The 24,892-nt window shown below is 70.2% G+C and carries 23 protein-coding genes; 20 read left to right on the top strand and 3 right to left on the bottom strand.

Annotated features, from left to right (window positions below; all coding sequences use genetic code 11):
- The 5 genes from polA to coaE all read left to right on the top strand — a co-directional run.
- A partial coding sequence (polA, locus tag AW273_RS28805) for a DNA polymerase I (protein WP_232327645.1) occupies positions 1 to 2,284 on the top strand: 2,284 nt, incomplete at its 5' end.
- Between the two features lie 89 nt (positions 2,285 to 2,373).
- A complete protein-coding gene (locus AW273_RS28800; protein ID WP_232327644.1) occupies positions 2,374 to 3,468 on the top strand; it encodes a polysaccharide deacetylase family protein in 1,095 nt (364 codons plus the stop codon).
- A 188-nt stretch (positions 3,469 to 3,656) separates the two neighbouring features.
- Positions 3,657 to 5,123, top strand: coding sequence for a 30S ribosomal protein S1 (gene rpsA / locus AW273_RS28795; protein WP_030450235.1), 1,467 nt, complete (start codon positions 3,657 to 3,659; stop codon positions 5,121 to 5,123).
- 100 nt (positions 5,124 to 5,223) lie between these two features.
- Complete coding sequence (locus tag AW273_RS28790) at positions 5,224 to 5,721, top strand: GNAT family N-acetyltransferase (RefSeq protein WP_062354775.1); 498 nt, start codon at positions 5,224 to 5,226, stop codon at positions 5,719 to 5,721.
- Between the two features lie 2 nt (positions 5,722 to 5,723).
- Positions 5,724 to 6,305 (top strand): dephospho-CoA kinase, encoded by a 582-nt coding sequence (coaE, locus tag AW273_RS28785; RefSeq protein ID WP_083950136.1) that lies wholly within the window; start codon positions 5,724 to 5,726, stop codon positions 6,303 to 6,305.
- A gap of 84 nt (positions 6,306 to 6,389) precedes the next feature.
- Here the strand turns inward: coaE and AW273_RS28780 are convergent, their stop codons facing one another.
- A complete protein-coding gene (locus AW273_RS28780) occupies positions 6,390 to 7,163 on the bottom strand; it encodes a sporulation protein (protein WP_062354769.1) in 774 nt (257 codons plus the stop codon).
- Positions 7,164 to 7,329: 166 nt separating this feature from the next.
- Between AW273_RS28780 and uvrB the strand changes: the two genes are divergently transcribed.
- A complete protein-coding gene (gene uvrB / locus AW273_RS28775; RefSeq protein WP_062354766.1) occupies positions 7,330 to 9,441 on the top strand; it encodes an excinuclease ABC subunit UvrB in 2,112 nt (703 codons plus the stop codon).
- A 69-nt stretch (positions 9,442 to 9,510) separates the two neighbouring features.
- On the top strand, positions 9,511 to 10,272 hold the full coding sequence (locus tag AW273_RS28770; RefSeq protein ID WP_062354762.1) for a class I SAM-dependent methyltransferase: 762 nt from the start codon (positions 9,511 to 9,513) through the stop codon (positions 10,270 to 10,272).
- On the opposite strand, the gene AW273_RS28765 is transcribed toward AW273_RS28770, so the two are convergent.
- Both AW273_RS28765 and AW273_RS28760 read right to left on the bottom strand, forming a co-directional pair.
- On the bottom strand, positions 10,269 to 10,871 hold the full coding sequence (locus tag AW273_RS28765) for a DUF4126 domain-containing protein (protein WP_062354759.1): 603 nt from the start codon (positions 10,869 to 10,871) through the stop codon (positions 10,269 to 10,271). The two genes, AW273_RS28770 and AW273_RS28765, sit on opposite strands and share 4 nt — an antisense overlap.
- Before the next feature lie 39 nt (positions 10,872 to 10,910).
- The gene (locus AW273_RS28760; protein WP_232327643.1) at positions 10,911 to 11,573 is read right to left on the bottom strand and encodes an acyltransferase; all 663 of its coding nucleotides are present in this window, start codon (positions 11,571 to 11,573) and stop codon (positions 10,911 to 10,913) included.
- Between the two features lie 142 nt (positions 11,574 to 11,715).
- On the opposite strand from AW273_RS28760, the gene pyrG reads away from it, so the two are divergent.
- The 13 genes from pyrG to AW273_RS28695 form a co-directional block, all read left to right on the top strand.
- The gene (gene pyrG, locus AW273_RS28755; RefSeq protein WP_062354753.1) at positions 11,716 to 13,377 is read left to right on the top strand and encodes a CTP synthase; all 1,662 of its coding nucleotides are present in this window, start codon (positions 11,716 to 11,718) and stop codon (positions 13,375 to 13,377) included.
- A 2-nt stretch (positions 13,378 to 13,379) separates the two neighbouring features.
- Positions 13,380 to 13,985 (top strand): NUDIX domain-containing protein, encoded by a 606-nt coding sequence (locus AW273_RS28750; RefSeq protein ID WP_232327656.1) that lies wholly within the window; start codon positions 13,380 to 13,382, stop codon positions 13,983 to 13,985.
- A gap of 15 nt (positions 13,986 to 14,000) precedes the next feature.
- Positions 14,001 to 14,918 carry a site-specific tyrosine recombinase XerD gene (gene xerD, locus AW273_RS28745; RefSeq protein WP_062354746.1) on the top strand — a complete coding sequence of 306 codons (918 nt, stop codon included), beginning with the start codon at positions 14,001 to 14,003 and terminating at the stop codon, positions 14,916 to 14,918.
- Between the two features lie 103 nt (positions 14,919 to 15,021).
- Positions 15,022 to 15,912 carry a ParA family protein gene (locus AW273_RS28740; protein ID WP_062354743.1) on the top strand — a complete coding sequence of 297 codons (891 nt, stop codon included), beginning with the start codon at positions 15,022 to 15,024 and terminating at the stop codon, positions 15,910 to 15,912.
- A 56-nt stretch (positions 15,913 to 15,968) separates the two neighbouring features.
- Entirely contained in the window at positions 15,969 to 16,796 is an 828-nt protein-coding gene (locus tag AW273_RS28735) for a segregation and condensation protein A (RefSeq protein ID WP_062354741.1), read from the top strand.
- Positions 16,797 to 16,803: 7 nt separating this feature from the next.
- Entirely contained in the window at positions 16,804 to 17,331 is a 528-nt protein-coding gene (gene scpB, locus AW273_RS28730; RefSeq protein WP_083950134.1) for an SMC-Scp complex subunit ScpB, read from the top strand.
- Entirely contained in the window at positions 17,328 to 19,202 is a 1,875-nt protein-coding gene (locus tag AW273_RS38160) for a pseudouridine synthase (RefSeq protein ID WP_063910139.1), read from the top strand. The genes scpB and AW273_RS38160 overlap by 4 nt, the downstream gene beginning before the upstream one ends.
- A gap of 32 nt (positions 19,203 to 19,234) precedes the next feature.
- Positions 19,235 to 19,594, top strand: coding sequence for a chorismate mutase (gene aroH / locus AW273_RS28720; RefSeq protein ID WP_062354738.1), 360 nt, complete (start codon positions 19,235 to 19,237; stop codon positions 19,592 to 19,594).
- A gap of 16 nt (positions 19,595 to 19,610) precedes the next feature.
- Positions 19,611 to 20,699, top strand: a complete 1,089-nt coding sequence (locus AW273_RS28715) for a prephenate dehydrogenase (protein ID WP_062354734.1) — start codon at positions 19,611 to 19,613, stop codon at positions 20,697 to 20,699.
- Between the two features lie 75 nt (positions 20,700 to 20,774).
- On the top strand, positions 20,775 to 21,452 hold the full coding sequence (gene cmk, locus AW273_RS28710; protein ID WP_232327642.1) for a (d)CMP kinase: 678 nt from the start codon (positions 20,775 to 20,777) through the stop codon (positions 21,450 to 21,452).
- Between the two features lie 16 nt (positions 21,453 to 21,468).
- A complete protein-coding gene (gene der, locus AW273_RS28705; protein WP_083950127.1) occupies positions 21,469 to 22,875 on the top strand; it encodes a ribosome biogenesis GTPase Der in 1,407 nt (468 codons plus the stop codon).
- 136 nt (positions 22,876 to 23,011) lie between these two features.
- Complete coding sequence (locus tag AW273_RS28700) at positions 23,012 to 24,259, top strand: sensor histidine kinase (protein ID WP_062354991.1); 1,248 nt, start codon at positions 23,012 to 23,014, stop codon at positions 24,257 to 24,259.
- Positions 24,250 to 24,892: response regulator transcription factor (locus AW273_RS28695; protein ID WP_062354989.1), on the top strand; the 643-nt coding region annotated here is incomplete at its 3' end. The genes AW273_RS28700 and AW273_RS28695, both read left to right, overlap by 10 nt.

Below are 24,892 nucleotides of genomic sequence, written 5' to 3'. Positions count from 1 at the left end.
GGGCATGGACGTGCTGATCGTCACCGGCGACCGCGACGCGCTCCAGCTCGTCGACGCGAAGGTCACCGTCCTGATGACCCGCCGGGGCATCAGCGACATGACCCGCTTCACCCCCGAGGCGGTCGTCGAGAAGTACGGCCTGACGCCGAACCAGTATCCCGACTTCGCCGCCCTGCGCGGCGACCCCAGCGACAACCTGCCCTCCATCCCCAGCGTGGGGGAGAAGACCGCGACCAAGTGGATCAGCGAGTTCGGCTCGCTCGACGAGCTGGTCCGCCGGGCCGACGAGGTCAAGGGCAAGGTCGGCGACAAACTGCGCGAGCACCTCGGCCAGGTCATCCACAACCGCATGCTCACCGAGTTGCGCCGCGACGTCGCGATCGACGTCGAGCCGGCCGCTCTCACCATGGGCCAGTGGGACCGCGAGGAGATCAACAAGCTCCTCGACAGCCTCCAGATCCGGGGCGAGCTGCGCGAGCGCCTGTTCAAGGTGCTCGGCACCGCCGAGCCCGAGGTCCAGGGCGGCTTCGAGGCCGACATCGTCACCCTCCAGCCCGGCGGCGTGGCCGCCTGGCTCGGCGCGCTCCCGGCGGGCCGCACCGGCCTGGCCTTCGCCGGGGCGTGGGGCAGCGGCACCGGCCGCATCGACGCCATGGCCTTCGCGGCGGCCGGCGGCTCGGCCGCCTACCTCGACCTGACCCGGCTGACCGCCGACGACGAGGCCGACCTGGCCGCCTGGCTGGCCGACGAGACGATCGAGAAGGCCGTCCACGACAGCAAGGGCCCGCTGCTCGGCCTGTGGGCGCAGGGCCTCGACCTGCGCGGCCTCACCTGCGACACCGCCCTGGCCGCCTACCTGGCGATGCCGGGCCAGCGTTCGTTCCCGCTCGACGACCTGGTGCTGCGCTACCTCCACCGCACCCTTGAGAACACCTCCGAGGCCAACGGCCAGACCAGCCTGTTCGACGACGCCGACGACACCGCCGCCCGCGACCTCGCGATGAAGGCCGTGGCCGTGCTCGACCTGGCCGAGGCGCTGGAGAACCACCTGTCCCAGCGCGGCGGCGCCCGCCTGGTGACCGAGGTCGAGCTCCCGCTGGTCCGGGTGCTGGCCGAGATCGAGAAGGCCGGCATCGCCGCCGACGCCGAATACCTCGCCGCGCTGGAGGCCGAGTTCGCCGCCGGCGTGAAGATGGCCGTCGACGCCGCCCACGCGGCGGTGGGGGAGCAGTTCAACCTGGGCTCGCCCAAGCAGCTCCAGGAGATCTTCTTCGAGCGGCTCAACCTGCCGAAGACCAAGAAGATCAAGACCGGCTACAGCACCGACGCCGACCAGCTCGCCTGGCTGGCCACCCAGACCGAGCACGAGCTCCCCACGATCATGCTCCGCCACCGCGACCAGCAGAAGCTGCGCACCACGGTCGAGGGCCTGATCAAGGAGATCGCCGACGACGGCCGCATCCACACCACGTTCAACCAGATCATCGCCGCCACCGGCCGCCTGTCGTCGGAGAAGCCGAACCTCCAGAACATCCCGATCCGCACCGCCGAGGGCCGCCGCATCCGCAAGGGCTTCGTGGTCGGCCCCGGCTACGAGACCCTGCTGACGGCCGACTACAGCCAGATCGAGCTGCGCATCATGGCCCACCTGAGCGGCGACCGCTCGCTCATCGAGGCCTTCGGCTCGGGCCACGACTTCCACGCGGAAACCGCCGCCAAGGTCTTCGGCACCGCGCCCGAGGCGGTCACGGGCGAGATGCGCGCCAAGATCAAGGCGATGAACTACGGCCTGGCCTACGGCCTGAGCGACTTCGGCCTCTCGGGCCAGCTCAACATCCCGGTGGCCGAGGCCCGCGCCATGAAAGACGAGTACTTCGAGGAGTTCGGCGGCATCCGCGACTTCCTCAACGCGATCGTCGCCCAGGCCAGAACCGACGGCTACACCTCGACCATCCTCGGCCGCCGCCGCTACCTGCCCGACCTGACCAGCGACAACCGCCAGCGCCGCGAGATGGCCGAGCGCATGGCCCTGAACGCCCCGATCCAGGGCAGCGCGGCCGACATCATCAAGGTCGCGATGCTCAACGTCCAGCGGGCGATCTCGGGCATGCGCTCCCGCATGCTCCTCCAGGTCCACGACGAGCTCGTCTTCGAGGTCCACCCCGGGGAGCTCGACGACCTCCGCCAGGTGGTCGTGAAGGAGATGGCCGCCGCCTACGAACTGACCGTGCCTCTCGACGTCTCGGTCGGCGTCGGTCCGAACTGGGAGGACGCCGGCCACTGAGAACGTGGAACCGGCCCGTGGTTTTGGGAGCTTTTCACCTCCTTCTGGAAGGCGATCACGACTAGGCTCAGATCACTGTGCGGAAGGTTGTGTCTCTCACCGGTGTGGCCAATGTCGTGGTGGTCACGCTCGGGTTGATCGCGCTCTCGCTCATGCACGGACCGGCCTCCCCGCCCCGCACCGGCATGCCCCACACCGAGGCCCAGAAGAAGCCCGAGCAGAGCCGGGAGGCCCCGCCCCAGCCCGTGTTACCCGCGTTCGGGCTGCCCGCCCCCGTCACGGCGACCGAGGAGTCGGCCCGGAAGGCGAAGGCCAACGAGGTCGGGCTCGTGCCGGTCCTCATGTACCACCGCATCCGCTGGGACCGCAGCGCGTCCATCGACCGCACCCCCAAGCAGTTACGGGTCGAGCTGGAGCGGCTGGCGCGGGCCGGTTACGTGCCCGTCACGGCGGCCGAGTTCGTGGAGGGCCGGATGGACGTCGCCGCCGGGGCCCACCCGGTCGTGCTCACCTTCGACGACGGCAACCCCAGCCACTTCGCGCTCGGCGCCGACGGGCTGCCGATGAAGGACACCGCCGTCGAGATCATCCTCGCGGTGGCCGGGAAGTATCCCTCCTTCCGCCCCGTCGCCACCTTCTACGTCAACCGGGAGCCCTTCGGCCTCAAGGGCAGGGACGCCCAGAAGGCGGGGGTGCGGTGGCTGATGGACCACGGCTTCGAGGTGGCCAACCACACCTACGCCCACAAGGACCTGCGGAGCCTGTCCAACAAGAAGGTCAGCGAGCAGATCGTGCGGGGCGAGCGGCTGCTCAGGCAACTGGGAGTGGAAGATTTCTCCACGTTCGCCCTTCCGTTCGGCTCCCGACCCCGGAAGTCGTCGCTGGGCCGGGGCGGGTCGTGGGACGGTGACGAGTACCGGTACGAGGGCGTGTTCCTGGCCGGGGCCGAGCCGTCGAAGTCGCCCTTCGCCAAGGGCTACGACCCGCGCCAGATCCAGCGGATCCAGTCGAACGGGCTGGCCGGCGACTGCCGCAGATGGTGCTCGACCTACTGGCTGAAGTGGCTCGACGAGCACCCCGGAGAGCGCTACACGGCCGACGGCGACCCGGACACTCTCTCCGTGCCGCGCCAACTTCGCGCTAAAGTTGCGTCAAAGCGTGGCAAAAAGGTTATCTACTATTAAGCTGCGTACCGGACCTTCGGATTGACCCCGCTCGCTTGGTCTCATATGCTGATCGCTGCGCTGTGGGCTCGCGCGCGCCTCGAAGGGAGCGGGCTCGCGCTCGCTCAATCCTGATCCCCGGCTTGAACGAAGCAGGCCTGCCGCGCCTCGACACAACGACATCTGTCCGGTTCGGAGCAATTCCACACATGACGAGCAGCACTGAGGCCACCTCGAACACCCCGCAGGTAGCGGTCAACGACATCGGTTCCGAGGAGGCCTTCCTCGCCGCGATCGACGAGACCATCAAGTACTTCAACGATGGCGACATCGTCGAAGGCACCGTCGTCAAGGTCGATCGAGACGAGGTCTTGCTCGACATCGGCTACAAGACCGAGGGTGTCATCCCCTCGCGCGAGCTTTCGATCAAGCACGACGTCGACCCCGCTGAGGTCGTCGAGGTCGGCGAGCACGTCGAGGCCCTGGTTCTCCAGAAGGAGGACAAGGAAGGCCGTCTGATCCTGTCCAAGAAGCGCGCCCAGTACGAGCGCGCCTGGGGCACGATCGAGAAGATCAAGGACGAGGACGGCATCGTCACCGGCACGGTCATCGAAGTTGTCAAGGGTGGTCTCATCCTCGACATCGGCCTGCGTGGCTTCCTCCCGGCGTCCCTGGTCGAGATGCGGCGCGTGCGCGACCTGCAGCCCTACGTCGGCCGTGAACTCGAGGCCAAGATCATAGAGCTCGACAAGAACCGCAACAACGTGGTTCTGTCGCGGCGCGCGTGGCTGGAGCAGACCCAGTCCGAGGTCCGCCAGACCTTCCTCAACACCCTCCAGAAGGGCCAGGTCCGCAAGGGCGTCGTGTCCTCGATCGTCAACTTCGGCGCCTTCGTCGACCTTGGCGGCGTCGACGGTCTGGTCCACGTCTCCGAGCTCTCCTGGAAGCACATCGACCACCCCTCCGAGGTCGTCGAGGTCGGCCAGGAGGTCACGGTCGAGGTCCTCGACGTCGACATGGAGCGCGAGCGCGTCTCCCTGTCGCTGAAGGCGACCCAGGAAGACCCGTGGCAGCAGTTCGCCCGCACCCACCAGATCGGCCAGGTCGTGCCGGGCCGCGTCACCAAGCTGGTGCCGTTCGGCGCGTTCGTCCGGGTCGAGGAGGGCATCGAGGGCCTGGTCCACATCTCCGAGCTGGCCGAGCGCCACGTGGAGATCCCGGAGCAGGTCGTCCAGGTCGGCGACGAGATCTTCGTGAAGATCATCGACATCGACCTCGACCGTCGTCGGATCAGCCTGTCGCTCAAGCAGGCCAACGAGGGCGCCGGCGTCGACGTCGAGTTCGACCCGACCCTCTACGGCATGGCCGCGACCTACGACGACCAGGGCAACTACATCTACCCCGAGGGCTTCGACGCCGAGACCGGCGAGTGGCTTGAGGGCTTCGACAAGCAGCGCGAGGAGTGGGAGCGGCAGTACGCCGAGGCCCAGGCCCGCTTCGAGGCGCACAAGAAGCAGGTCGAGCAGGCTCGCGCCGAAGACGCCGAGGCCAGCGAGGCCGCGCCGTCGTCCTACAGCGGCGAGACCCAGACGACCAGCCAGTCGACCGGTGGCGCCCTGGCCTCCGACGAGGCGCTGGCCGCTCTCCGCGAGAAGCTCGCGGGTGGCCAGAGCTAAGTAGCTCGGCGAAAGGCCCCGTCCACTCGGTGGGCGGGGCCTTTTGGTTCTCCGCGCGAGGTCTACTTTGTAAAGGCGCCCGGCCCGGTAGGGTGGCGCGATGGTCATCATCGAGCGCGCCGAGTCTCTCGACGCCGGGGAGATCCTCACCCTCCAGCGCGCCGCCTACGTCAGCGAGGCCCAGCTCTACGGCGACCCCTTCATCGCCCCGCTGGTCGAGTCGCTGGAACAACTGCGCAAGGCCATCGAGAGCGCCGTCCTGCTCAAGGCCGTCGACGACGGCCGCGTGGTGGGGGCGGTCCGCGGCCTGGTCGCCGACGTGACCCCCGGGGCGACCGCCGGCCGGGCCTGCGTCGTCGGCCGCCTGGTCGTGGCCCCCGACCGCCAGGGCGAGGGCATCGGCACCGCCCTGCTGGAGGCGCTCCACGAGAGGGTGGTCGCGGAGCACCCCGACGTCCGCGCCTTCGACCTGTTCACGGGCCATCTGTCAGACGCCAACCTGCGCCTCTACAAGCGCCTCGGCTACGGCGAGACCCGGCGCGAGCGGGTGCAAGACCATCTGACGATGGTGCACATGCGACGGATCACCGAGCCGTGAAGATCGGGCTCACCGGCGGCATCGGGTCGGGCAAGAGCGAGGTGAGCCGGCGGCTGGGCGAGCGCGGCGCGGTCGTCATCGACGCCGACAAGATCGCCCGTGAGGTCGTCGAGCCGGGCACCGAGGGGCTGGCCGAGGTCGTGGCGGCCTTCGGCGAGGGCGTGCTGCGTGCCGACGGTTCCCTCGACCGGGAGAAGCTCGGCTCGATCGTCTTCTCCGACCCCGAGCGGCTCGCGGTGCTGAACGGGATCGTCCATCCGAAGGTGGGCGCCCGCGTGCAGGAACTGCTCGACGACGTGCCCGAGGGCGGTCTGGTGGTCTACGACGTGCCGCTCCTGGCGGAGAACAAGCTCGCCCCCACGTTCGACAAGGTGATCGTCGTCGACACGGCCGACGAGGTCCGGATCAGGCGGCTGGGGGAGTACCGGGGGATGTCCGAGGCCGACGCGCGGGCCCGGATCGCGGCCCAGGCGACGCGCGAGGAACGGCTGGCGGTCGCCGACTTCGTGATCGACAACAACGGGGGGCTCGATGAGCTCGACCGCCAGGTCGACGAAGTGTGGGCGCGCCTGTCTTCGGACTGAGGCCCGCTCACCAGCGGCTGCCTCGCAGGGGCCGGGAACGGAAAACGGCTTCCGCCCCCGCGGAAGCCGTGCCGGGAAGATCGGTCAGAACCAGCCGCGGCGCTGGGCCATCTGGTGGAGGCCGTTGTTGAGGGCCTGCTCGGCCGCGCCCAGGTCGCCGTTGAGGGGCACCGTGAAGCGGTTGTAGGTGTCGTGGCTGGAGCTCATGAAGCCGCCGCGCTTGTCGGCCTCCAGGATGACGTCCATCGAGTGGGGGTTGGTGATGAAGGTCAGTTCGAGGGCGTTGAAGTGGCGGCTCCACTGCGGGCCGGCGTAGTACTCGATCTCCTGGAAGAACGGCATGCGGGAGCCCTGGAGGGTGCCGCGCTCAAGATCGGCCTTGCTGAACCGGAAACCCTGGCGGTCGAGCGCCATGATCAGGTGCTCCTGGATGGGCAGCGGGGTGACGAACAGCGGGTCGAGGTCGCCCTTGTCGAGGGCGCCGGCGAGGGCGAGCTCGGTCTTCACGCCGAGCTTCATGCCGCGCAGCGGGTGGCCGCCGATGGCGCTGATGGGGGTCTCCCACGGGACCGGGATCTGGAACGGCGCGGAGTGGCGGGCGCCGGCGGTCAGGTGGAACGGGCCGGCCACCTGCTGGCGCAGGAAGCTGTAGGTGGCGTTGTATTCGTTGTCGCCGCTCTCGACCTCGACGACGGCCGTGAAGTCGATGAAGATGCCCTCGACGTTGTAGTCGCTGCCGCCACCCACGAAGTTGACCTGGCCGGAGAGGGTTTCGCCGGGACGGACGGTCGAGGTGGCGAGCACGGTGTCGACCTCGACGCCGGCGCCGAAGGCGGCCATGAGCTTGCGGAAGACCATTTCAGGAGGCTCCTACTGATTTGTGACGGTTGATCGCTTCAACGGCCCGTTCGTGCCGCCGGGTTCCCCAACCTGGTGCGAACGTAACCTAACGATGCTGACTTGCCGCCCGCTTGCAAACGGGTGACCCCGGAATTGTCGGTGGGGGCGCGTAGGTTATGGAGGCGTGAGGCCGGTAACAGATTTGCAGCGCAAGGTGGCGCCCTTCCAGGTCGTCACAGAGATGTCGCCGTCCGGTGACCAGCCGTCGGCCATCGCCGACCTTGAGCGCCGCGTGAACGCGGGCGAGAAGGACACCGTCGTCCTGGGCGCCACCGGAACCGGTAAGACCGCGACCGTGGCCTGGCTGGTGGAGAAGCTCCAGCGGCCCGCCCTGGTGATGCAGCCCAACAAGACGCTCGCGGCCCAGTTCGCCAACGAGCTGCGCGAGATGCTGCCCAACAACGCGGTCGAATACTTCGTCAGCTACTACGACTACTACCAGCCCGAGGCCTACGTCCCGCAGAGCGACACCTACATCGAGAAGGACTCCTCGATCAACGAGGAGGTCGAGCGGCTGCGCCACTCGGCGACCAACTCGCTGCTGACCCGCCGCGACACGATCGTGGTCGCCTCGGTGTCGTGCATCTACGGCCTGGGCACCCCGCAGGAATACGTCGACCGCATGCTCCGGCTCAAGGTGGGCCAGGAGATCGAGCGCGACCGCCTGCTGCGCCGCCTGGTCGACATGCAGTACGCCCGCAACGACCTCGCCTTCACCCGGGGCACCTTCCGGGTCCGCGGCGACACGATCGAGATCATTCCTCAGTACGAGGAGCTCGCCGTCCGCATCGAGATGTTCGGCGACGAGGTCGAGAAGCTGGCCACGCTCCACCCCCTGACGGGTGAGGTGATCACCGAGGACACCGAGCTCTACATCTTCCCGGCGTCCCACTACGTGGCCGGTCCCGAGCGCATGGAACGCGCGATCAACGGCATCGAGCGCGAGTTGTCCGAGCGCCTGGCCGAGCTGGAGGGCCAGAACAAGCTGCTGGAGGCCCAGCGGCTGCGCATGCGCACGACCTACGACATCGAGATGATGCGCCAGATCGGCTCGTGCTCCGGCATCGAGAACTACTCCCGCCACATCGACGGCCGTGAGGCCGGCTCGGCGCCCTACACCCTGCTCGACTACTTCCCCGAAGACTTCCTGCTGGTCCTCGACGAGTCCCACCAGACCGTCCCGCAGATCGGCGCGATGTACGAAGGCGACGCCTCCCGCAAGCGCACCCTGGTCGACCACGGGTTCCGGCTGCCGTCGGCGATGGACAACCGGCCGCTGAAGTGGGAGGAGTTCCTGGAGCGCATCGGCCAGACGGTCTACCTGTCGGCCACGCCGGGCCCCTACGAGATGGGCCGCGCCAAGGGCGAGTTCGTCGAGCTGGTCATCCGCCCGACGGGCCTGGTCGACCCCGAGGTCGTGATCAAGCCGACCAAGGGCCAGATCGACGACCTGATGGAGGAGATCCGCACCCGCGCCGAGCGCGACGAGCGGGTCCTGGTCACCACGTTGACCAAGAAGATGTCCGAAGACCTGACCGACTACCTGCTGGAGAACGGCATCCGGGTCCGCTACCTGCACAGCGAGGTCGACACGCTGCGGCGCATCGAGCTGCTGCGCGAGCTGCGGGTGGGCGAGTTCGACGTCCTGGTCGGCATCAACCTGCTCCGCGAAGGCCTCGACCTGCCCGAGGTCTCGCTGGTGGCCATCCTCGACGCCGACAAGGAGGGCTTCCTCCGGTCGGAGACCTCGCTGATCCAGACGATCGGCCGGGCGGCCCGTAACGTCTCGGGCCAGGTCCACATGTACGCCGACAAGATCACCCCCAGCATGGAACGGGCGATCGACGAGACCAACCGCCGCCGGGCCAAGCAGATCGCCTACAACGAGGCGGCCGGCATCGACCCCCAGCCGCTCCGCAAGAAGATCGCCGACATCCTCGACTCGCTGAACCGCGAAGACGCCGACACGGCCGAGCTGCTCGGGGGCGGCGGCCGCCAGCAGTCGCGCGGCAAGGCTCCGGTGCCGGGCCTGAAGTCCCGCCAGGCGGGCCAGCACGCCAAGGCGATCGTGGGCGACATGCCCCGGGCGCAGCTCGAATCCCTGGTCGAGTCGCTGACCGAGCAGATGCACGCCGCGGCGGCCGACCTGCAGTTCGAGGTCGCGGCCCGGTTGCGCGACGAGATCAAGGAACTCAAGCGCGAGGTGCGCGACATGAAGACGGCCGGGGTCGGGTGATTCCCGGCACCTGAGGCGGGTCGGCCACGACACGGCCGGGGTCCTGGTGGCCCCGGCGCGGAGGGTGCGATGAGGCGGGTCGACTACGACAAGGAGCAGTTCCGCGACTACGCGCGCGGGCGGGCGCTCACCGAGCGGCAACGGGAGGTGTGGATCGGCGCCTTCGCGGCGGTGCTGCCGCGGCGGCGTCCGCTGGCCGGGCTCGACGTCGGCTCGGGCACCGGCCGGTTCACCCCGGCGCTGGCGGAGGAGTTCGGGCCGGTGATCGGGGTCGACCCGTCGGTGCGCATGCGCGAGGTGGCGCAGGAGCACTCACGGCATCCCGGCGTGCACTATCTGGCGGGCTCCGCCGAAGACCTGCCCGTGCCGTCTGAGAGCGCCGACTACGCGCTCATGTTCCTGTCCTGGCACCACGTCCAGGAGAAGGAGCGGGCGGCCCGGGAGCTGGCCAGGGTGCTCAGGCCCGGCGGGCGGTTGTTACTGCGCGCCAACTTCAGCGACCACCATCCCCGCCCGTGGTGGCTGGAGCACTTCACCCGGGGGTTCGAGATCGACGCCGCCCTGTTCCAGCCGCTCCACGAGGTCATCGAGACCTTCACGTCGGCCGGGTGGCGCGTGGCGAGCTTCGGCACCGTGGTCCAGCCCTCCTCCGGCACCCGCCACGAGGTGCTCCAGCGGCTGCGGCTGCGCACCCTGTCGTTCTTCGCCCAGTTGAGCCCCGAGGAGCTCGACGAGGGCTTCCGCCGCCTTGAGAGGGCCGTCGCGGCCGATCCCGGCGCGCCCGCGCCGGAGTTCTCCGACACCCTGCTCACGTTCGAACGGCAGGGTTAGGTCCTGGCCGCTCTGGCCAGGGCCCGCGATCGCCTGAAGCGCCTGAGCCTGCGCATGGCCATCCAGCCGATCGCGATCATCCCCGCCAGGAAGACCAGCACCAGCACCGGCAGGAACACCGCCACCAGACTGAGCGACAACGAGCCGGCGTCCTCCACGGTGCTCACGACGGGCGCCCCAACGCCTGCGGTCGTGGCGTTCACCACCGGGCGGGCGCTCGACTTCACGGCGTGCACGATCAGGGCCGTCACGATGCCCAGGATCCAGCCGACCGCCGGATGTTCGGCCATCCACGTCGAGTTGTCGAGTTGCGAGGCCGCCGAGGTGGCGCTGAAGACCACGCCGCCCGCCGCCGGGCGGACCGCCGTCTGGATCATGTCGTTCACGTGGTCGACGACGGGCACCTTGTCGAGCACGAACTCGGCCAGCAGCAGCACGCCGATGATGCCGAGCACCCAGCCGTTGGAGAGCCAGGCGTACTCGGACGGCAGTTTCACGGCGTCGGTCACGTTGGCCAGGACGCCGACCACCATGAGCGGGATGTAGGCGTTCAGGCCGGCCGCCGTCGAGAGCCCTAACCCGGTCAGTGTCGCGAACACAGCAGATCGACCTCCCTCTGAGGGGACAACGACCCACTATTACGAAATATCCCCAGAACTTCCCGCGATCCGCATCAACCGGACTTCCGGCGCGACCCAGCCCTCCTCGGGGGAGTACTGCCGCACGATCTTGGCCGGCACTCCGGCGATCACGCAGTGGTCGGGGAACTCGCCCCTGACCACGGCCCCACCGGCCACGACGCACTGACGGCCGATCCTGGTGCCGGGCAGGATGATGGCCCCCGTGCCCAGCCAGGAGCCCTCGCCGATGCTGACCGGATTGTTACGCGGCCACTGGCGTCCGACCGGGATCGCCGGGTCGTCGTAGACGTGGTTCTGGTCGGTGATGTAGACGTACGGGCCGGTGAAGACGTGGTCGCCGATGTCGATCGACTGGTGGCCGACGATGTGGCTGCCGCGGCCGATCGAGCAGGAGCCGCCGATCCGGACGAGGGAGTCGGGGCCGAGGTCCACCCCGGGGCCCATCCCGGCCGAGATGGAGACCCGTTCGCCGATGAGGGTGTGGTCGCCGATCTCGATCCACTGTTCACCGAAGATGGCCCCGACGGGGAACGCGATGCACACGCCGTCGCCCAGCTTGCGGAACCGGTAACCGGCCGGAGAGAGGGGGGTGAGGGCCCCGGCCCTGCGGATGTACGCCCACATCCGGTGGATCAGCAGGCCCATCAACCGTTGCCGCATCGACATAACGGATCAAGTTACCTTCTTGTGAAATCCCCGCCTATGGCGGGTTCCCGCACGTGGGTGAGCTGGGGACACCAGGATTTGATAGGCTCGAAGCCCGTGGACATGGCCGACACTTTTTCGGACCACGGGAGACCCCTTGCGCAACGCCGTTAGCACCAAACATCTGTTCGTCACCGGCGGCGTCGCCTCCAGCCTCGGCAAGGGCCTCACGGCCTCGAGTCTCGGCCGGCTGCTCAAGCTCCGTGGCCTTCGCGTGACGATGCAGAAACTCGACCCTTACCTGAACGTCGACCCCGGAACGATGAACCCGTTCCAGCACGGTGAAGTTTTCGTCACCGACGACGGAGCGGAGACCGACCTCGACGTCGGCCATTATGAACGCTTCCTCGACACCGAGTTGCACGGTTCGGCGAACGTCACCACCGGGCAGGTCTACTCCAACGTGATCGCCAAGGAGCGGCGCGGCGAGTACCTCGGTGACACCGTGCAGGTGATTCCCCACATCACCAACGAGATCAAAGACCGCATCCGCGGCATGGCGGGCCCCGACGTCGACGTCGTCATCACCGAGGTCGGCGGGACCGTCGGCGACATCGAGTCGCTGCCCTTCCTGGAGGCCGTGCGCCAGGTGCGCCACGAGGTGGGCCGCGACAACGTCTTCTTCCTGCACGTCTCGCTGCTGCCCTACATCGGGCCGAGCGGCGAGCTGAAGACCAAGCCGACCCAGCACTCCGTCGCCGCGCTGCGCAGCATCGGCATCCAGCCCGACGCGATCGTGTGCCGGTCCGACCGGCCGATCACCACCTCGCTCAAGCGCAAGATCAGCCTGATGTGCGACGTCGACGAGGACGCGGTGGTCTCGGCCATCGACGCCCCCTCGATCTACGACATCCCGAAGGTGCTGCACGCCGAGGGACTCGACGCCTACGTGGTGCGCCGCCTGGGCCTGCCGTTCCGCGACGTCGAGTGGACGGAGTGGGACGAGCTGCTCAAGCGGGTGCACAAGCCGTCCAAGGAGGCCACCATCGCGCTGGTCGGCAAGTACGTCGACCTGCCCGACGCCTACCTGTCGGTCACCGAGGCGCTGCGCGCGGGCGGCTTCGCCAACGACGCCCGCGTGAACATCCGCTGGGTGACCAGCGACGACTGCCAGACGCCCGAAGGGGCGGCCCGCGAGCTCGACGGCGTCGACGGGGTGCTCATCCCGGGCGGGTTCGGCGTGCGCGGCATCGAGGGCAAGATCGGCGCGATCCGGCACGCCCGCGAGAACAAGATCCCCCTGCTCGGCATCTGCCTGGGCATGCAGGGCATGGTCATCGAGGCGGCCCGCAACCTGGCCGGCATCGAGGAGGCCAACAGCGCCGAGTTCGACCCCGACGTCAAGCACCCGGTCATCTCGACGATGGCCGACCAGGAGGACGTCGTCGCCGGTGAGCGCGACATGGGCGGCACGATGCGGCTGGGCATGTACACCGCCAAGCTCGGCGAGGGCTCGCTGGCCCGCCAGCTCTACGGCAAGGCCAAGGCCGACGAGCGCCACCGCCACCGCTACGAGGTCAACAACGCCTACCGCGAGCGCCTGGAGAAGGTCGGCGTGGTCTTCTCGGGCCTGTCGCCCGACGGCCGCCTCGTCGAATACGCCGAGCTGGCCTCCGACCTGCACCCCTTCTTCATCGGCACGCAGGCGCACCCCGAGTTCCGCTCGCGCCCGACCCGGGCGCACCCGCTGTTCCGCGGCCTGATCGCCGCCTCGATCGCCTACGCCGAGGGCCGCGCCAAGGCGGTGAAGGCCAAGTGACCGTGGCCGACGTGCGCGAGAGGTGGGAGGTCACCGCGACCCGCGAGCGGTTCTCCGCGCGGATCATCTCGGCCGTGACCGACACCGTCGTGATGCCGGGCGGGGAGACCGCCGACCGCGACTACGTCAGGCACCCCGGCTCGGTGGCCGTGGCGGCGATCGACGAGGCCGGCCGGGTGCTGCTGCTGCGGCAGTACCGCCACCCCGTGCGGAGACTGCTGTGGGAGCTCCCGGCGGGCATCCGCGACGTGCCGGGGGAGCCGCTGGTCGACTGCGCGGCCCGCGAGCTGGCCGAGGAGGCCGGATACCGGGCCGCGACCTGGCACACCCTGGTCGACCTCTACACCTCGCCCGGCATGAGCGACGAGCGCATCCGCGTCTTCCTGGCCAGGGATCTGGAAAGGATTCCTGACGAAGAGAACACCTACGTCCGGCACCACGAAGAGATCGACATGCCGGTGGAATGGGTACCTCTGGACGAAGCGGTAGAGAAGGCGCTGGCCGGAATGATCCACAATTCCCCCGCCATCGCCGGTATTCTCGCCGCGTACGCCGCATCCTCCGACGACTACAAGGGCCTGCGGGCCGCGAGCGCGCCGGAGGCCTGAACCAGGGGACCTACGCTGAGCTCGCCGGAAGCCGTACTCACCAGCTACCTCGCCCACCTGGCGGTGGAGCGGGGCCTTTCGGTGAACACGCTGGCCTCATACCGCCGTGACCTGCGTCGTTACGTCGACCATCTGACCGCGCGCGGCCTGGCCTCCATCGGCCAGGTCGCCGAGGCCGACGTGGTCAGCTTCCTGGCCGCGCTGCGGGAGGGCGACGACGATCATCCGGCCCTGGTCGCCAGCTCGGCGGCCAGGGCCGTCTCGGCCGTCAGGGGGCTCCACCGGTTCGCGCTGCGCGAGGGCGTCTCGGCCCACGACCCGGCCAACCAGGTGCGGCCCCCGCGCACCCTGCGCCGGCTGCCGAAGGCGATCACCGTCGACGACGTGGAGCGCCTCATCGCCGCCTCGGGTCCCGACGAGTCGCCCCTGACGTTCCGGAACCGGGCCCTTCTGGAGGTCCTGTACGGAACCGGCGCCCGCATCTCCGAGGCGGTGGGCCTGGCCGTCGACGACATCGCCGCCGCCTCGCAGGTGGTGCTGCGCGGCAAGGGCGGCACCACCCGGATCGTCCCTCTCGGCCGGTACGCCCGATCGGCCCTCGACGCCTATCTCGTCCGCGCGCGTCCCCAGATCGCCTCTCACGGCCGGGGAACGCCCGCTCTGTTCCTGAACGCCCGGGGCGGCCGGTTGACCCGCCAGGGCGCCTGGGAGGTCCTCCAGTCGGCCGCCGAGCGGGCCGGCCTGTCGGGGGTGTCGCCCCACATGCTGCGCCATTCGTTCGCGACCCACCTTCTCGACGGCGGGGCGGACGTTAGGGTGGTGCAGGAACTGCTCGGCCACGCCTCGGTGACCACCACCCAGGTCTACACGCTGGTGACGGTCGACAAGCTCCGCGAGGTGTACGCCGCCGCGCATCCCCGTGCCCGCAGGTGATTGAGTTCCATTACCCTGGCTTTGCTTGGGCGCGGCGCCTTGCCGCATACGTGACTACCCTCTAGATTCGGTCCGATTCGGGACCGTCAGGGAGGTTCAACAGGTGACTGCGACCACAGACGAGACGTGGACCGCGGGGAACCCGGGTGCCCTGGGTCCGACCGGGCGCCCCCGCCCCGTCTTCCCCGAGCCCCCCGTGCCCGAGAACCACGGCCCGGCGCGGGTCGTCGCCATGGTGAACCAGAAGGGCGGCGTCGGCAAGACGACCACCACGATCAACCTCGGGGCCGCGTTAGCCGAGGTCGGGCAGCGGGTGCTGCTGGTCGACTTCGACCCGCAGGGCGCTCTGTCGGTGGGCCTGGGCATCGACCCCCGCCCGCTTGAGACGACGATCTACGACCTCCTCATGGAGGAGCCCGACGTCACCGCCGAAGACGTGCTGCTCGGCACCAGCGTCGAGGGCATGGACCTGCTCCCCAGCAACATCTTCCTGTCCGGCGCGGAGATCCGGCTGGTCAACGAGGTCGCCCGGGAATACGCCCTCCAGCGCAGCCTGGAGCCCCTGCTTCCCTACTACGACATCTGCCTCATCGACTGCCAGCCCTCGCTCGGCCTGCTGACGGTCAACGCGCTGACCTGTGCCCACAGCGTCATGATCCCCCTGGAGTGCGAGTTCTTCGCGCTGCGCGGCGTGGCCCTGCTGATGGAGTCGATCTCCAAGGTGCAGGAACGCCTCAACAAGAACCTCGAGATAGACGGCCTCCTCGCCACCATGTACGACCCCCGCACCCTCCACGCCCGCGAGGTGCTGGCGACGATCATGCAGGGCTTCGGCGACAAGGTCTTCCACACGGTAATCAACCGCACCGTGCGCTTCCCCGACGCCACTCTGGCCGGCGAGCCGATCACCCAGTTCGACCCGGGTTCGATGGGCGCCACCGCCTACCGCGAGCTGGCCCGTGAGGTGCTGGCCCGCTGGCCCGCGCGGCTCTGATCCCCAGCGGGACGACGGCTCGGTCGCGGCTCTGATTTCTGCGCGACAATGGCTCGGTGACCGAGCCGGAGACCACAGCGCCACCCGAAGGGTTCCACGTCCACCTTGAGGTGTTCGAGGGGCCCTTCGACCTGCTGCTCGGGTTGATCGCCAAGCACAAGCTCGACATCACCGAGGTCTCGCTCCACAAGGTCACCGACGAGTTCATCGCCTACATCCGCTCGCGCGGGCCCGAATGGGATCTCGACCAGACCAGTCACTTCCTGCTGGTCGCGGCCACCCTGCTCGACCTCAAGGCGGCCCGGCTGCTGCCGACCGGCGAGGTGGAGGACGAGGAGGACCTCGCCCTCCTGGAGGCCCGTGACCTGCTGTTCGCGCGGTTGCTGCAATATCGGGCGTACAAGGAGGTGGCGAAGATCTTCTCCGGCCGGATGGCCGAGGAGGCGCTGCGGTTCCCGCGCCTGGTGCCGCTGGAGCCCGCGTTCGCGAACCTGCTGCCCGAGCTCGTGCTCGGGATCGGGCCCGAACGGCTGGCCGAGATCGCCCGCCGGGCGTTCACCCCGAAGCTGCCGCCGACGGTTTCGGTCACCCACATGTACCAACCACTCGCCTCCGTACGCGAACAGGCCGCTATCCTGGTCGAGCGGTTGCGCCGGGCGGGCACCGCGACATTCCGGGCGCTGACCTCCGACTGCGCCGGCCCTTTCGAAGTGGTGGCGAGGTTCCTCGCCGTTCTGGAGTTGTTCCGCGAGGCGGCGGTCTCCTTCGAGCAGGCCGAGCCGCTGGGAGACCTCTACGTGACCTGGACCGGAACGGCCGACGGCACCGTGCTCGTCGGCGACGACTACGACGAGACGCGACAAGGGGAGAACGACGGTGTCTGAGCTGACGATGGGCCTTGAGGCCATCCTGCTCGTCGTCGACGAACCCGTCGCCGAGATCACCCTCGCGCAGGTGCTCGAACGGCCCACGGCCGAGATCGCCGCCGCCCTGCGCGACCTGTCGGCGGAATACACCTCCGCCGGGAGGGGTTTTGATCTGAGAGAGGTCGCCGGTGGATGGCGCCTCTACACCCGCGCCGAATGCGCTCCCCTGGTGGAGCGGTTCGTGCGCGACGGCCAGCAGGCGCGGCTGACCCAGGCCGCCCTGGAGACCCTCGCCGTGGTCGCCTACCGGCAGCCCGTCAGCCGGGCCCGCGTGGCGGCGATCCGCGGCGTCAACAGCGACGGCGTCATGCGCACGCTCGCCGCCCGCGGCCTCGTCGAAGAGGCCGGGACCGACCCGGAGAGCCAGGCCGTGCTCTACCGGACCACCAGCTACTTCCTGGAGAGGCTGGGCCTGCGGGAGCTGTCTGAGCTCCCCGAACTGGCGCCCTTCCTCCCCGACGACGTTGACACCCTTGAGGAGCAACCCAAGTGAACAAGCGCAGCACCCCGTCCGGTGATGGACGCGGTCGAGGCAACTCCTTCCGCGCGGGCCGATCGGGCTCCCGCGGCACCGGCTCCGGCGGCCCCGCCAAACGCGGCGGGTTCGGCGGCGGCTCGTCGGGCGGCGGCTCCGGCTCCCGCGACGACCGGGGCGGCCGCGACTTCCGCGCCCGCGACGACCGCGCGCCGCGCGGCGACCGGAGCGGCGACAGGAGTTACGGATCCCGCGACGACCGGGGTCCGCGAGGCTCGCGCGACGACCGGCCGCAGCGTTCCTCTCGCGACGACGGCCCCCGCTCCGACCGGCCCTACGGCGACCGCCCGCAGCGGTCCTACGGCGACCGGCCCTCTTACGGCGACCGGCCCCAGCGGCCCTCAGGCGGCGATCGGCCGCAGCGGTCCTCAGGCGGTGACCGGCCGCAGCGGTCCTTTGGCGACCGGCCCTCTTACGGCGATCGGCCGCAGCGGTCCTTTGGCGACCGGCCCTCTTACGGCGATCGGCCGCAGCGGTCCTTTGGCGACCGGCCCTCCGGCGGTGACCGGCCGCAGCGGTCCTACGGCGACCGGCCCTCCGGCGGTGACCGGCCGCAGCGGTCCTACGGCGACCGGCCCTCCGGCGGCGATCGGCCGCAGCGGTCCTATGGCGACCGGCCCTCCGGCGGCGATCGGCCGCAGCGGTCCTTCCGTGACGACCGTTCGGGTGGCGGCGAGCGGTCCTACCGTTCCGACCGTCCTTCCGGCGGCGACCGGCCGCGTTCCGACCGGGCCTACGGCGACCGCCCGCAGCGGTCCTACGGCGACCGGCCCTCCTACGGCGACCGGCCGCAGGGGTCCTTCCGCGACGAGCGGCCCGAGCGGTCGTTCCGCGAGGGCCACCTCGACCGGTCCGACCGGCCCGAGCGGTCCTTCGAGTCCCGTGACGGCCGGGGCACCCCCGCCCCCAAGGGCACCAGGGCGCGGTTCGGCAAGGCCGACCGGCCGATGCGCGCCGAGCGGGGTGGGCGTCGTGACGACGTGCAGACGGTCGGAAAGCCGGCCCGTCCCAAGGCGCAGCCGTTCAAGACGGCGGCCCAGCCGAAGCGGGACCCCGACTTCTGGGAGCCCGGCTACACCGACGAGCGCGACACCACCGAGATCCCCGGCGGCGAGCGGCTGCAGAAGGTGCTCGCCCAGGCGGGCGTCGCCTCGCGGCGCGCGTGCGAGGACATGATCGGCGAGGGGCGCGTCACCGTCGACGGGCAGGTGGTCCGGCGCTTCGGGGCGCGGGTCGACCCGGCCAAGCAGATCATCCACGTCGACGGCAAGCGCATCCCGACCGCGCCCGACCTGGTCTACTACGCCCTGAACAAGCCCATCGGCGTCGTGTCCACGATGGAGGACCCGGAGGGGCGGCCGTGCCTGGCCGACTACGTCCAGGAACTGGCTCCCCGGTTGTTCCACGTCGGGCGGCTCGACACCGAGACCGAGGGGCTGCTGCTGCTCACCAACGACGGCGAGCTGGCCCACCGGCTGACCCACCCGAGCTACGGGGTGCCGAAGAAGTACTGGGCGAAGGTGCCCGGCCCGGTCCCGCGCGACCTGCACCGCACGCTGCGCAAGGGGGTCGAGCTGGAAGACGGGCTGGCCAAGGTCGACTCGTTCACGATCGTGCAGGAGCACGGTCAGCAGGCGCTCGTCGAGGTCGTGCTCCACGAGGGGCGCAAGCACATCGTGCGCCGCCTTCTGGAGGAGACCGGGCACCGCGTGATCGACCTGGCCCGCATCGAGTTCGGGCCGGTCAAGCTCGGCCGGCTCAAGCCGGGCACGATCCGCGCACTCAGCCTGCACGAAGTCGGCGAGCTCTACGCATCGGTCAAGCTGTAGCCTTTGCGGACGATCAGATAGGAGTCAGGCATATGGTCAGGGCGGTCCGCGGCGCGATCCAGGTTGACGGGAACGACCGTGAGTCGATCATCACGGGTACGACCGAGCTGGTCACCGAAGTGATGGAGCGAAACCGGCTCACCACCGACGACGTGATCAGCGTGATCTTCACCGCGACACCCGACCTGACCGCCGAGTTCCCCGCTCTGGCCGCCCGTAAGCTGGGCTTCCACGACGTGCCGCTGCTCTGCGCGTCGGAGATCGGCGTTCCGGGCGCGCTGCCCCGCGTGGTGCGGCTGATGGCCCACATCGCCGTCGACCGGCCGCGCCAGGAGATCCACCACGTCTACCTGCGCGGCGCGGTCGCGCTGCGGGTCGACATCGCTCAATAGATCACCGAGGAATTCCATGACCGAGGGTGGCTCACTCAGCAGTGCTCTGGTCGTCGGCACGGGCCTCATCGGCACGTCGCTGGCGCTGGCGCTGCGCCGCCGTGACATCAGGGTGCTGCTGACCGACCGCGACCCGGGGGCCGTACGGCTGGCCAGCGAGCTGGGCGCGGGTGAACCCTGGGACGGCGGCGAGCGGGCCGACATCGCGGTCATCGCGGTGCCGCCGCAGTTCGTCGCCGACCAGCTCCTCGAACTGCAGAAGAACGAGGCGGCCCGGTTCTACACCGACGTGGCCAGCGTGAAGGCCCTGCCGATCGCGCAGGCGGCCGTGCTCGGGTGCGACCTGTCGGTGTTCGTCGCGGGCCATCCGCTGGCGGGGCGGGAGAAGTCCGGCCCCGGGGCGGCTCGCGCCGACCTGTTCCTCGGACGCCCGTGGGCGCTCTGCCCGACGATCGAGTCGGGTCCGCGCGCCCGGGAGGCGGTGTACGAGCTCGTCGCGCTCTGCGGGGCGAACGCCGTCACCGTCGCGGCCGAGGAGCACGACCGCGCCGTGGCGTTGATCTCCCACGCCCCCCACGTGGCGGCGGCGGCGGTGGCCGCCCGGCTGGCCGAGGCCCCCGACACGGCGCTCGGCCTCAGCGGCCAGGGCGTCCGCGACGTGACCCGCATCGCGGCCGGCGACCCCGGTCTGTGGACGGGCATCCTGTCCGGGAACGCCGCCCCCGTGGCGGAGGTCCTGGAGGCGGTCGCCAAGGACCTCAACGACGCCGCGCGGTCGCTGCGCGAGTTCGCGATCGACGGCACCTCCATGGACGAGGTCACCGACCTGCTCCGGCGGGGCGTGACCGGCACCGGCCGCATCCCCGGCAAGCACGGCGGCCCGGCCCGCACCTACGCGGTCGTGCAGGTCGTCATCGGCGACCGTCCGGGCGAGCTGGCGCGGCTGTTCCAGGTGGCCGAGCAGGCGGGGGTCAGCATCGAGGACGTGCGGCTGGAGCACGTGCCCGGGCTTCCGCTGGGCGCCGTGGAGTTGTCGGTGCAGCCCGAGGCGGCCGGGATCTTCGCCACGGCCCTCAGGGCGCAGGGCTGGCAGCTCCAGGGGTGAAGGCTGTCGGGGCCGGGTCCCGGCGCCGGTAGCCTTCTGAGGGTCGCAACACACACGAGAACAGGGGAGTGGACCGTGCCGGGTCTGGTCGTCGCCATGGACGGGCCTTCGGGGTCGGGCAAGTCGAGCGCGTCTCGCGGGGTGGCCCGTGCGCTGGGCCTGCGTTACCTCGACACGGGGGCGATGTACCGGGCGCTCACCTGGTGGGTGCTCGACCAGGGCATCGATCTGGCCGACGCCGAGACCATCGCGGCGCGGGCGGCCGAGCCGGTGCTGGAGATGTCCACCGACCCGGAGAACTCCGGCGTCACGGTCGACGGGATCGACGTCAACGGCCCGATCCGGGAGCCGGCCGTGACCGGCGCCGTCTCGGCCGTCGCCGCGGTGCCCGAGGTCCGCGCCCGCCTGGTCGCCCTCCAGCGGGCGCTGATCGCCGGAACCCCCGAGGGCATGGTCGTCGAGGGCCGCGACATCGGCACCGTCGTCGCCCCCCAGGCCCCCGTCAAGATCTATCTGACCGCCAGCGCCGAGGCCCGCGCGCGCCGGCGCAACGCCGAGCTGACCGGGTCGACCGTCGAGGCGCAGGTGGCCGACATGGCCCGCCGCGACACGCTCGACTCCACCCGCAAGGCCGACCCGCTGACCATGGCCGCCGACGCGGTCGAGGTCGACACCACCGAGCTCGGGCTCGACGAGGTGATCGCCGAGATCCTGCGGCTCGTGAAGGAGCGCGCCCCGATCGAGGCGCGCTGACAGGAGGAATGCCGCGATGAGCGCGGAGTACGACGACGACGGCTGGATCGAGGCCGAACTGGCCACCCTCGATGTCGAGGGAGGCCACGACGACGAGCCCGATTCCGGTCCGCTGCCCGTCGTGGCGGTGGTGGGTCGCCCCAACGTGGGCAAGTCGACCCTGGTCAACCGCATCATCGGCCGCCGGGAGGCGGTCGTCGAAGACGTCCCCGGCGTGACCCGCGACCGGGTCACCTACGACGCCAACTGGCGGGGCCGCCGGTTCACGCTGGTCGACACCGGCGGGTGGGACCCCGACGCCACCGGCATGGCCCTGAAGATCGCCGAGCAGGCGCAGGTGGCGGCCGAGCTGGCCGACGTGATCCTGTTCGTGGTCGACGCCACGGTCGGCATCACCGACTCCGACGAGGCCGTCGGCGGGGTGCTCCGCAAGGCGGGCAAACCGGTCGTGCTGGCCGCGAACAAGGTCGACAACCAGCTCCAGGAGCTGGAGGCCAACGAGTTGTGGTCGCTCGGCCTCGGGCAGCCCTACCCGGTGTCGGCGCTGCACGGCCGCTCCAGCGGCGACCTGCTCGACGTGGTGCTCGACGCGCTGCCCGAGACGCCGCCGCTGAAGTTCGGCGAGCAGCGCGGTCCGCGCCGCGTGGCCCTGCTCGGCAAGCCCAACGTGGGCAAGTCGTCGCTGCTCAACCGGGTCGCCGGCGAGGAGCGGGTGCTGGTCGACCCGATGGCGGGCACCACCCGCGACCCGGTCGACGAGCTGATCGAGCTCGGCGGGGTGCCCTGGCGCTTCATCGACACCGCCGGCATCCGGCGGCGCGACCGCGAGCTCAAGGGCGCCGACTTCTACGCCGCCATGCGCACCCGCGCCGCCCTGGAGCGGGCCGAGGTCGCGATCGTGCTGATCGACGCGTCCGAGGTGCTGACCGAGCAGGACCTGCGGATCATCGGGCTGGTCATCGAGTCGGGCCGGGCCATGGTCGTGGCGTTCAACAAGTGGGACCTGGTCGACGAAGACCGGCGCTACTACCTGGAGAAGGAGATCGAGCGCCAGCTCGTCCGCACCCCGTGGGCGCTGCGCGTGAACATCTCCGCCAAGACCGGGCGCCACGTCGAGAAGCTGGTCCCGGCGCTGGAGCGGGCGATCGACTCGTGGACGACCCGGGTGCCGACCGCGCGGCTCAACCAGTTCCTCACCGAGCTGGTGCAGGCGACGCCGCCGCCGGTCCGCGGCGGCAAGCAGCCGAAGATCCTGTTCGCGACGCAGGCCGCGACCGAGCCGCCGAAGTTCGTCCTGTTCACCTCGGGCTTCCTTGAGGAGACCTACCGCCGATTCATCGAGCGGCGGTTGCGTGAGGAGTTCGGCTTCGAGGGCTCCCCGATCGAGGTGACGATGAAGATCAGGGAGAAGCGCAAGAAGTAGGGCCGTTCTCGGCGGGCCGCGCCTCCGGGCGCGGCCCGTGCCGGTTTCGGGGGCCTGTGATGGTGGTGCCAGCCCTACCATCGGCCGGGTGTACGCGGGATCGTGAGGAGTGCCGCCGATTTCTAGGTTGATGGGCATGAGAACACATCTGCGCCGCCTGGCCGCCGACACCGGCTACCTGATGCTGGGCTTCCCCCTGGCGACGGTCGCGTTCTGCCTGATGGTCGCCGGGCTCTCCGCCGGGGCCGGGACCGTCGTCGTCGGCGTCGGAGTGGCCGTCCTCGCGGTCACCCTGCTCATCGCCCGTCTGTTCGGCGACCTGGAACGAGGGCGCATCGCGCTGGTCCTCGACCGGCCGGTGCACCGTCCGCGTTATCCGGCGCCGCCGGTGGGTGCGGGCTGGGTCCGCCGGCTGGTCAACCCGATCGTGACGCCCCAGTCGTGGCTGGACGTGCTGCACCTGATCATCGTCTTCCCGGTCGCGATCGCGACGTTCGTCGTCACGACCGCGATGTGGGCGCTGGTGCTGGGCGGGGTGACCTACCCCATCTGGGGCTGGTTCACCAACCAGATCCCCGGCAACCAGGAGTTGCCCGAGCTGCTCGGCTTCAGCGGAGGCTACCTGTCCAACACCCTGTTCTACGCGGTGCTCGGCGTGGTCGCGACGCTGGTGCTGTTCCCGGTGATCCGGTTCATGGCCACGTTGCAGGCCAATCTGGGCCGGACGCTGCTCAGCGGCATGGCCGAGCTGCAGGGCCGCATCGACGACCTCACCGAGGGCCGGCACGCCGCCGCCCACGCCGAGGCCGACGCGCTGCGCCGTCTGGAGCGGGACATCCACGACGGGCCGCAGCAGCGGCTGGTCCACCTGGCGATGGAGTTGTCGCGGGCCCAGCGGCTGCTGGAGCGCGACGCCGAGGCCGCGTCGACGACGATCGGGCAGGCGATCACCGCCACCCGGGAGACGCTCGACGAACTGCGGGCGCTGTCGCGGGGGATCGCGCCGCCGATCCTGGCCGACCGGGGGCTCAACCCGGCGTTGTCGGCGCTGGCGGCCCGCTGCACCGTGCCGGTCGAGCTCGACGTCCGGATCGAGGAGCGGTTCGCGGCGCTGGTCGAGAACACCGTCTACTTCGTCACCGCCGAGGCGCTCACCAACGTCGCCAAGCACAGCAGGGCCACCATGTGCCGGGTCATGCTCGACCGCACGGGCGACTCGCTGCTGCTGACCATCGGCGACGACGGAGTCGGCGGCGCGCATGTCGCCAAGGGCCACGGGTTGTCCGGTCTGGCCGACCGGCTGCGCGCGGTCGACGGCGAGTTGTCCGTTCAGTCCCCCGCCGGGGGGCCGACCCTGATCGTGGCGGAGGTTCCGTGCGGGTAGTGGTGGCCGACGACGCCGTGCTCATCCGGGAGGGTCTGGTACGCCTCCTCGAAGAGTTCGGTTGTGAGGTGGTCGCGACGGTGGGGACGGGCGATGAGCTCGTGTCCGCCGTCGCGGCGCATCGGCCTGACGTGTCCGTGGTCGACGTGCGGATGCCGCCGACCTTCACCGACGAGGGCCTGCGCGCCGCCGTGGCGGCCCGCAGGGAGGTGCCCGGGGCGCCGATCCTCATCCTGTCGCAGTACGTCGAGGTCTCCTACGCCGACGACCTGCTCGCCGACGCGCGGGGCGGGGTCGGCTACCTGCTCAAAGACCGCGTGGTCGACGTCGAGGAGTTCATGGCCGGGTTGCGCGCCGTCGCCTCCGGCGGCACCGTCTTCGACCCGCAGGTCATCTCCCAGCTCATGGTCCGGCGGCGGCGCGACGACCCGGTGGCGATGCTGACGCCCCGGGAGCGTGAGGTGCTGGCCCTGATGGCGGAGGGCCGCTCGAACCCGGCGATCGGGCGTCACCTGGTGGTGAGCGAGGGCGCGGTGGAGAAGCACATCCGCTCGATCTTCGCCAAGCTCGGCCTGTACGCCGACGACGCCGACCAGCACCGCCGGGTGCTGGCGGTGCTGGCCTTCCTGCGCT

It is taken from the genome of Herbidospora yilanensis, from assembly GCF_001570565.1.
Lineage (GTDB): Bacteria > Actinomycetota > Actinomycetes > Streptosporangiales > Streptosporangiaceae > Herbidospora > Herbidospora yilanensis.
The sequence above is the reverse complement of the archived record's forward strand: the minus strand, read 5'-3'. Positions and strand labels throughout refer to the sequence as shown.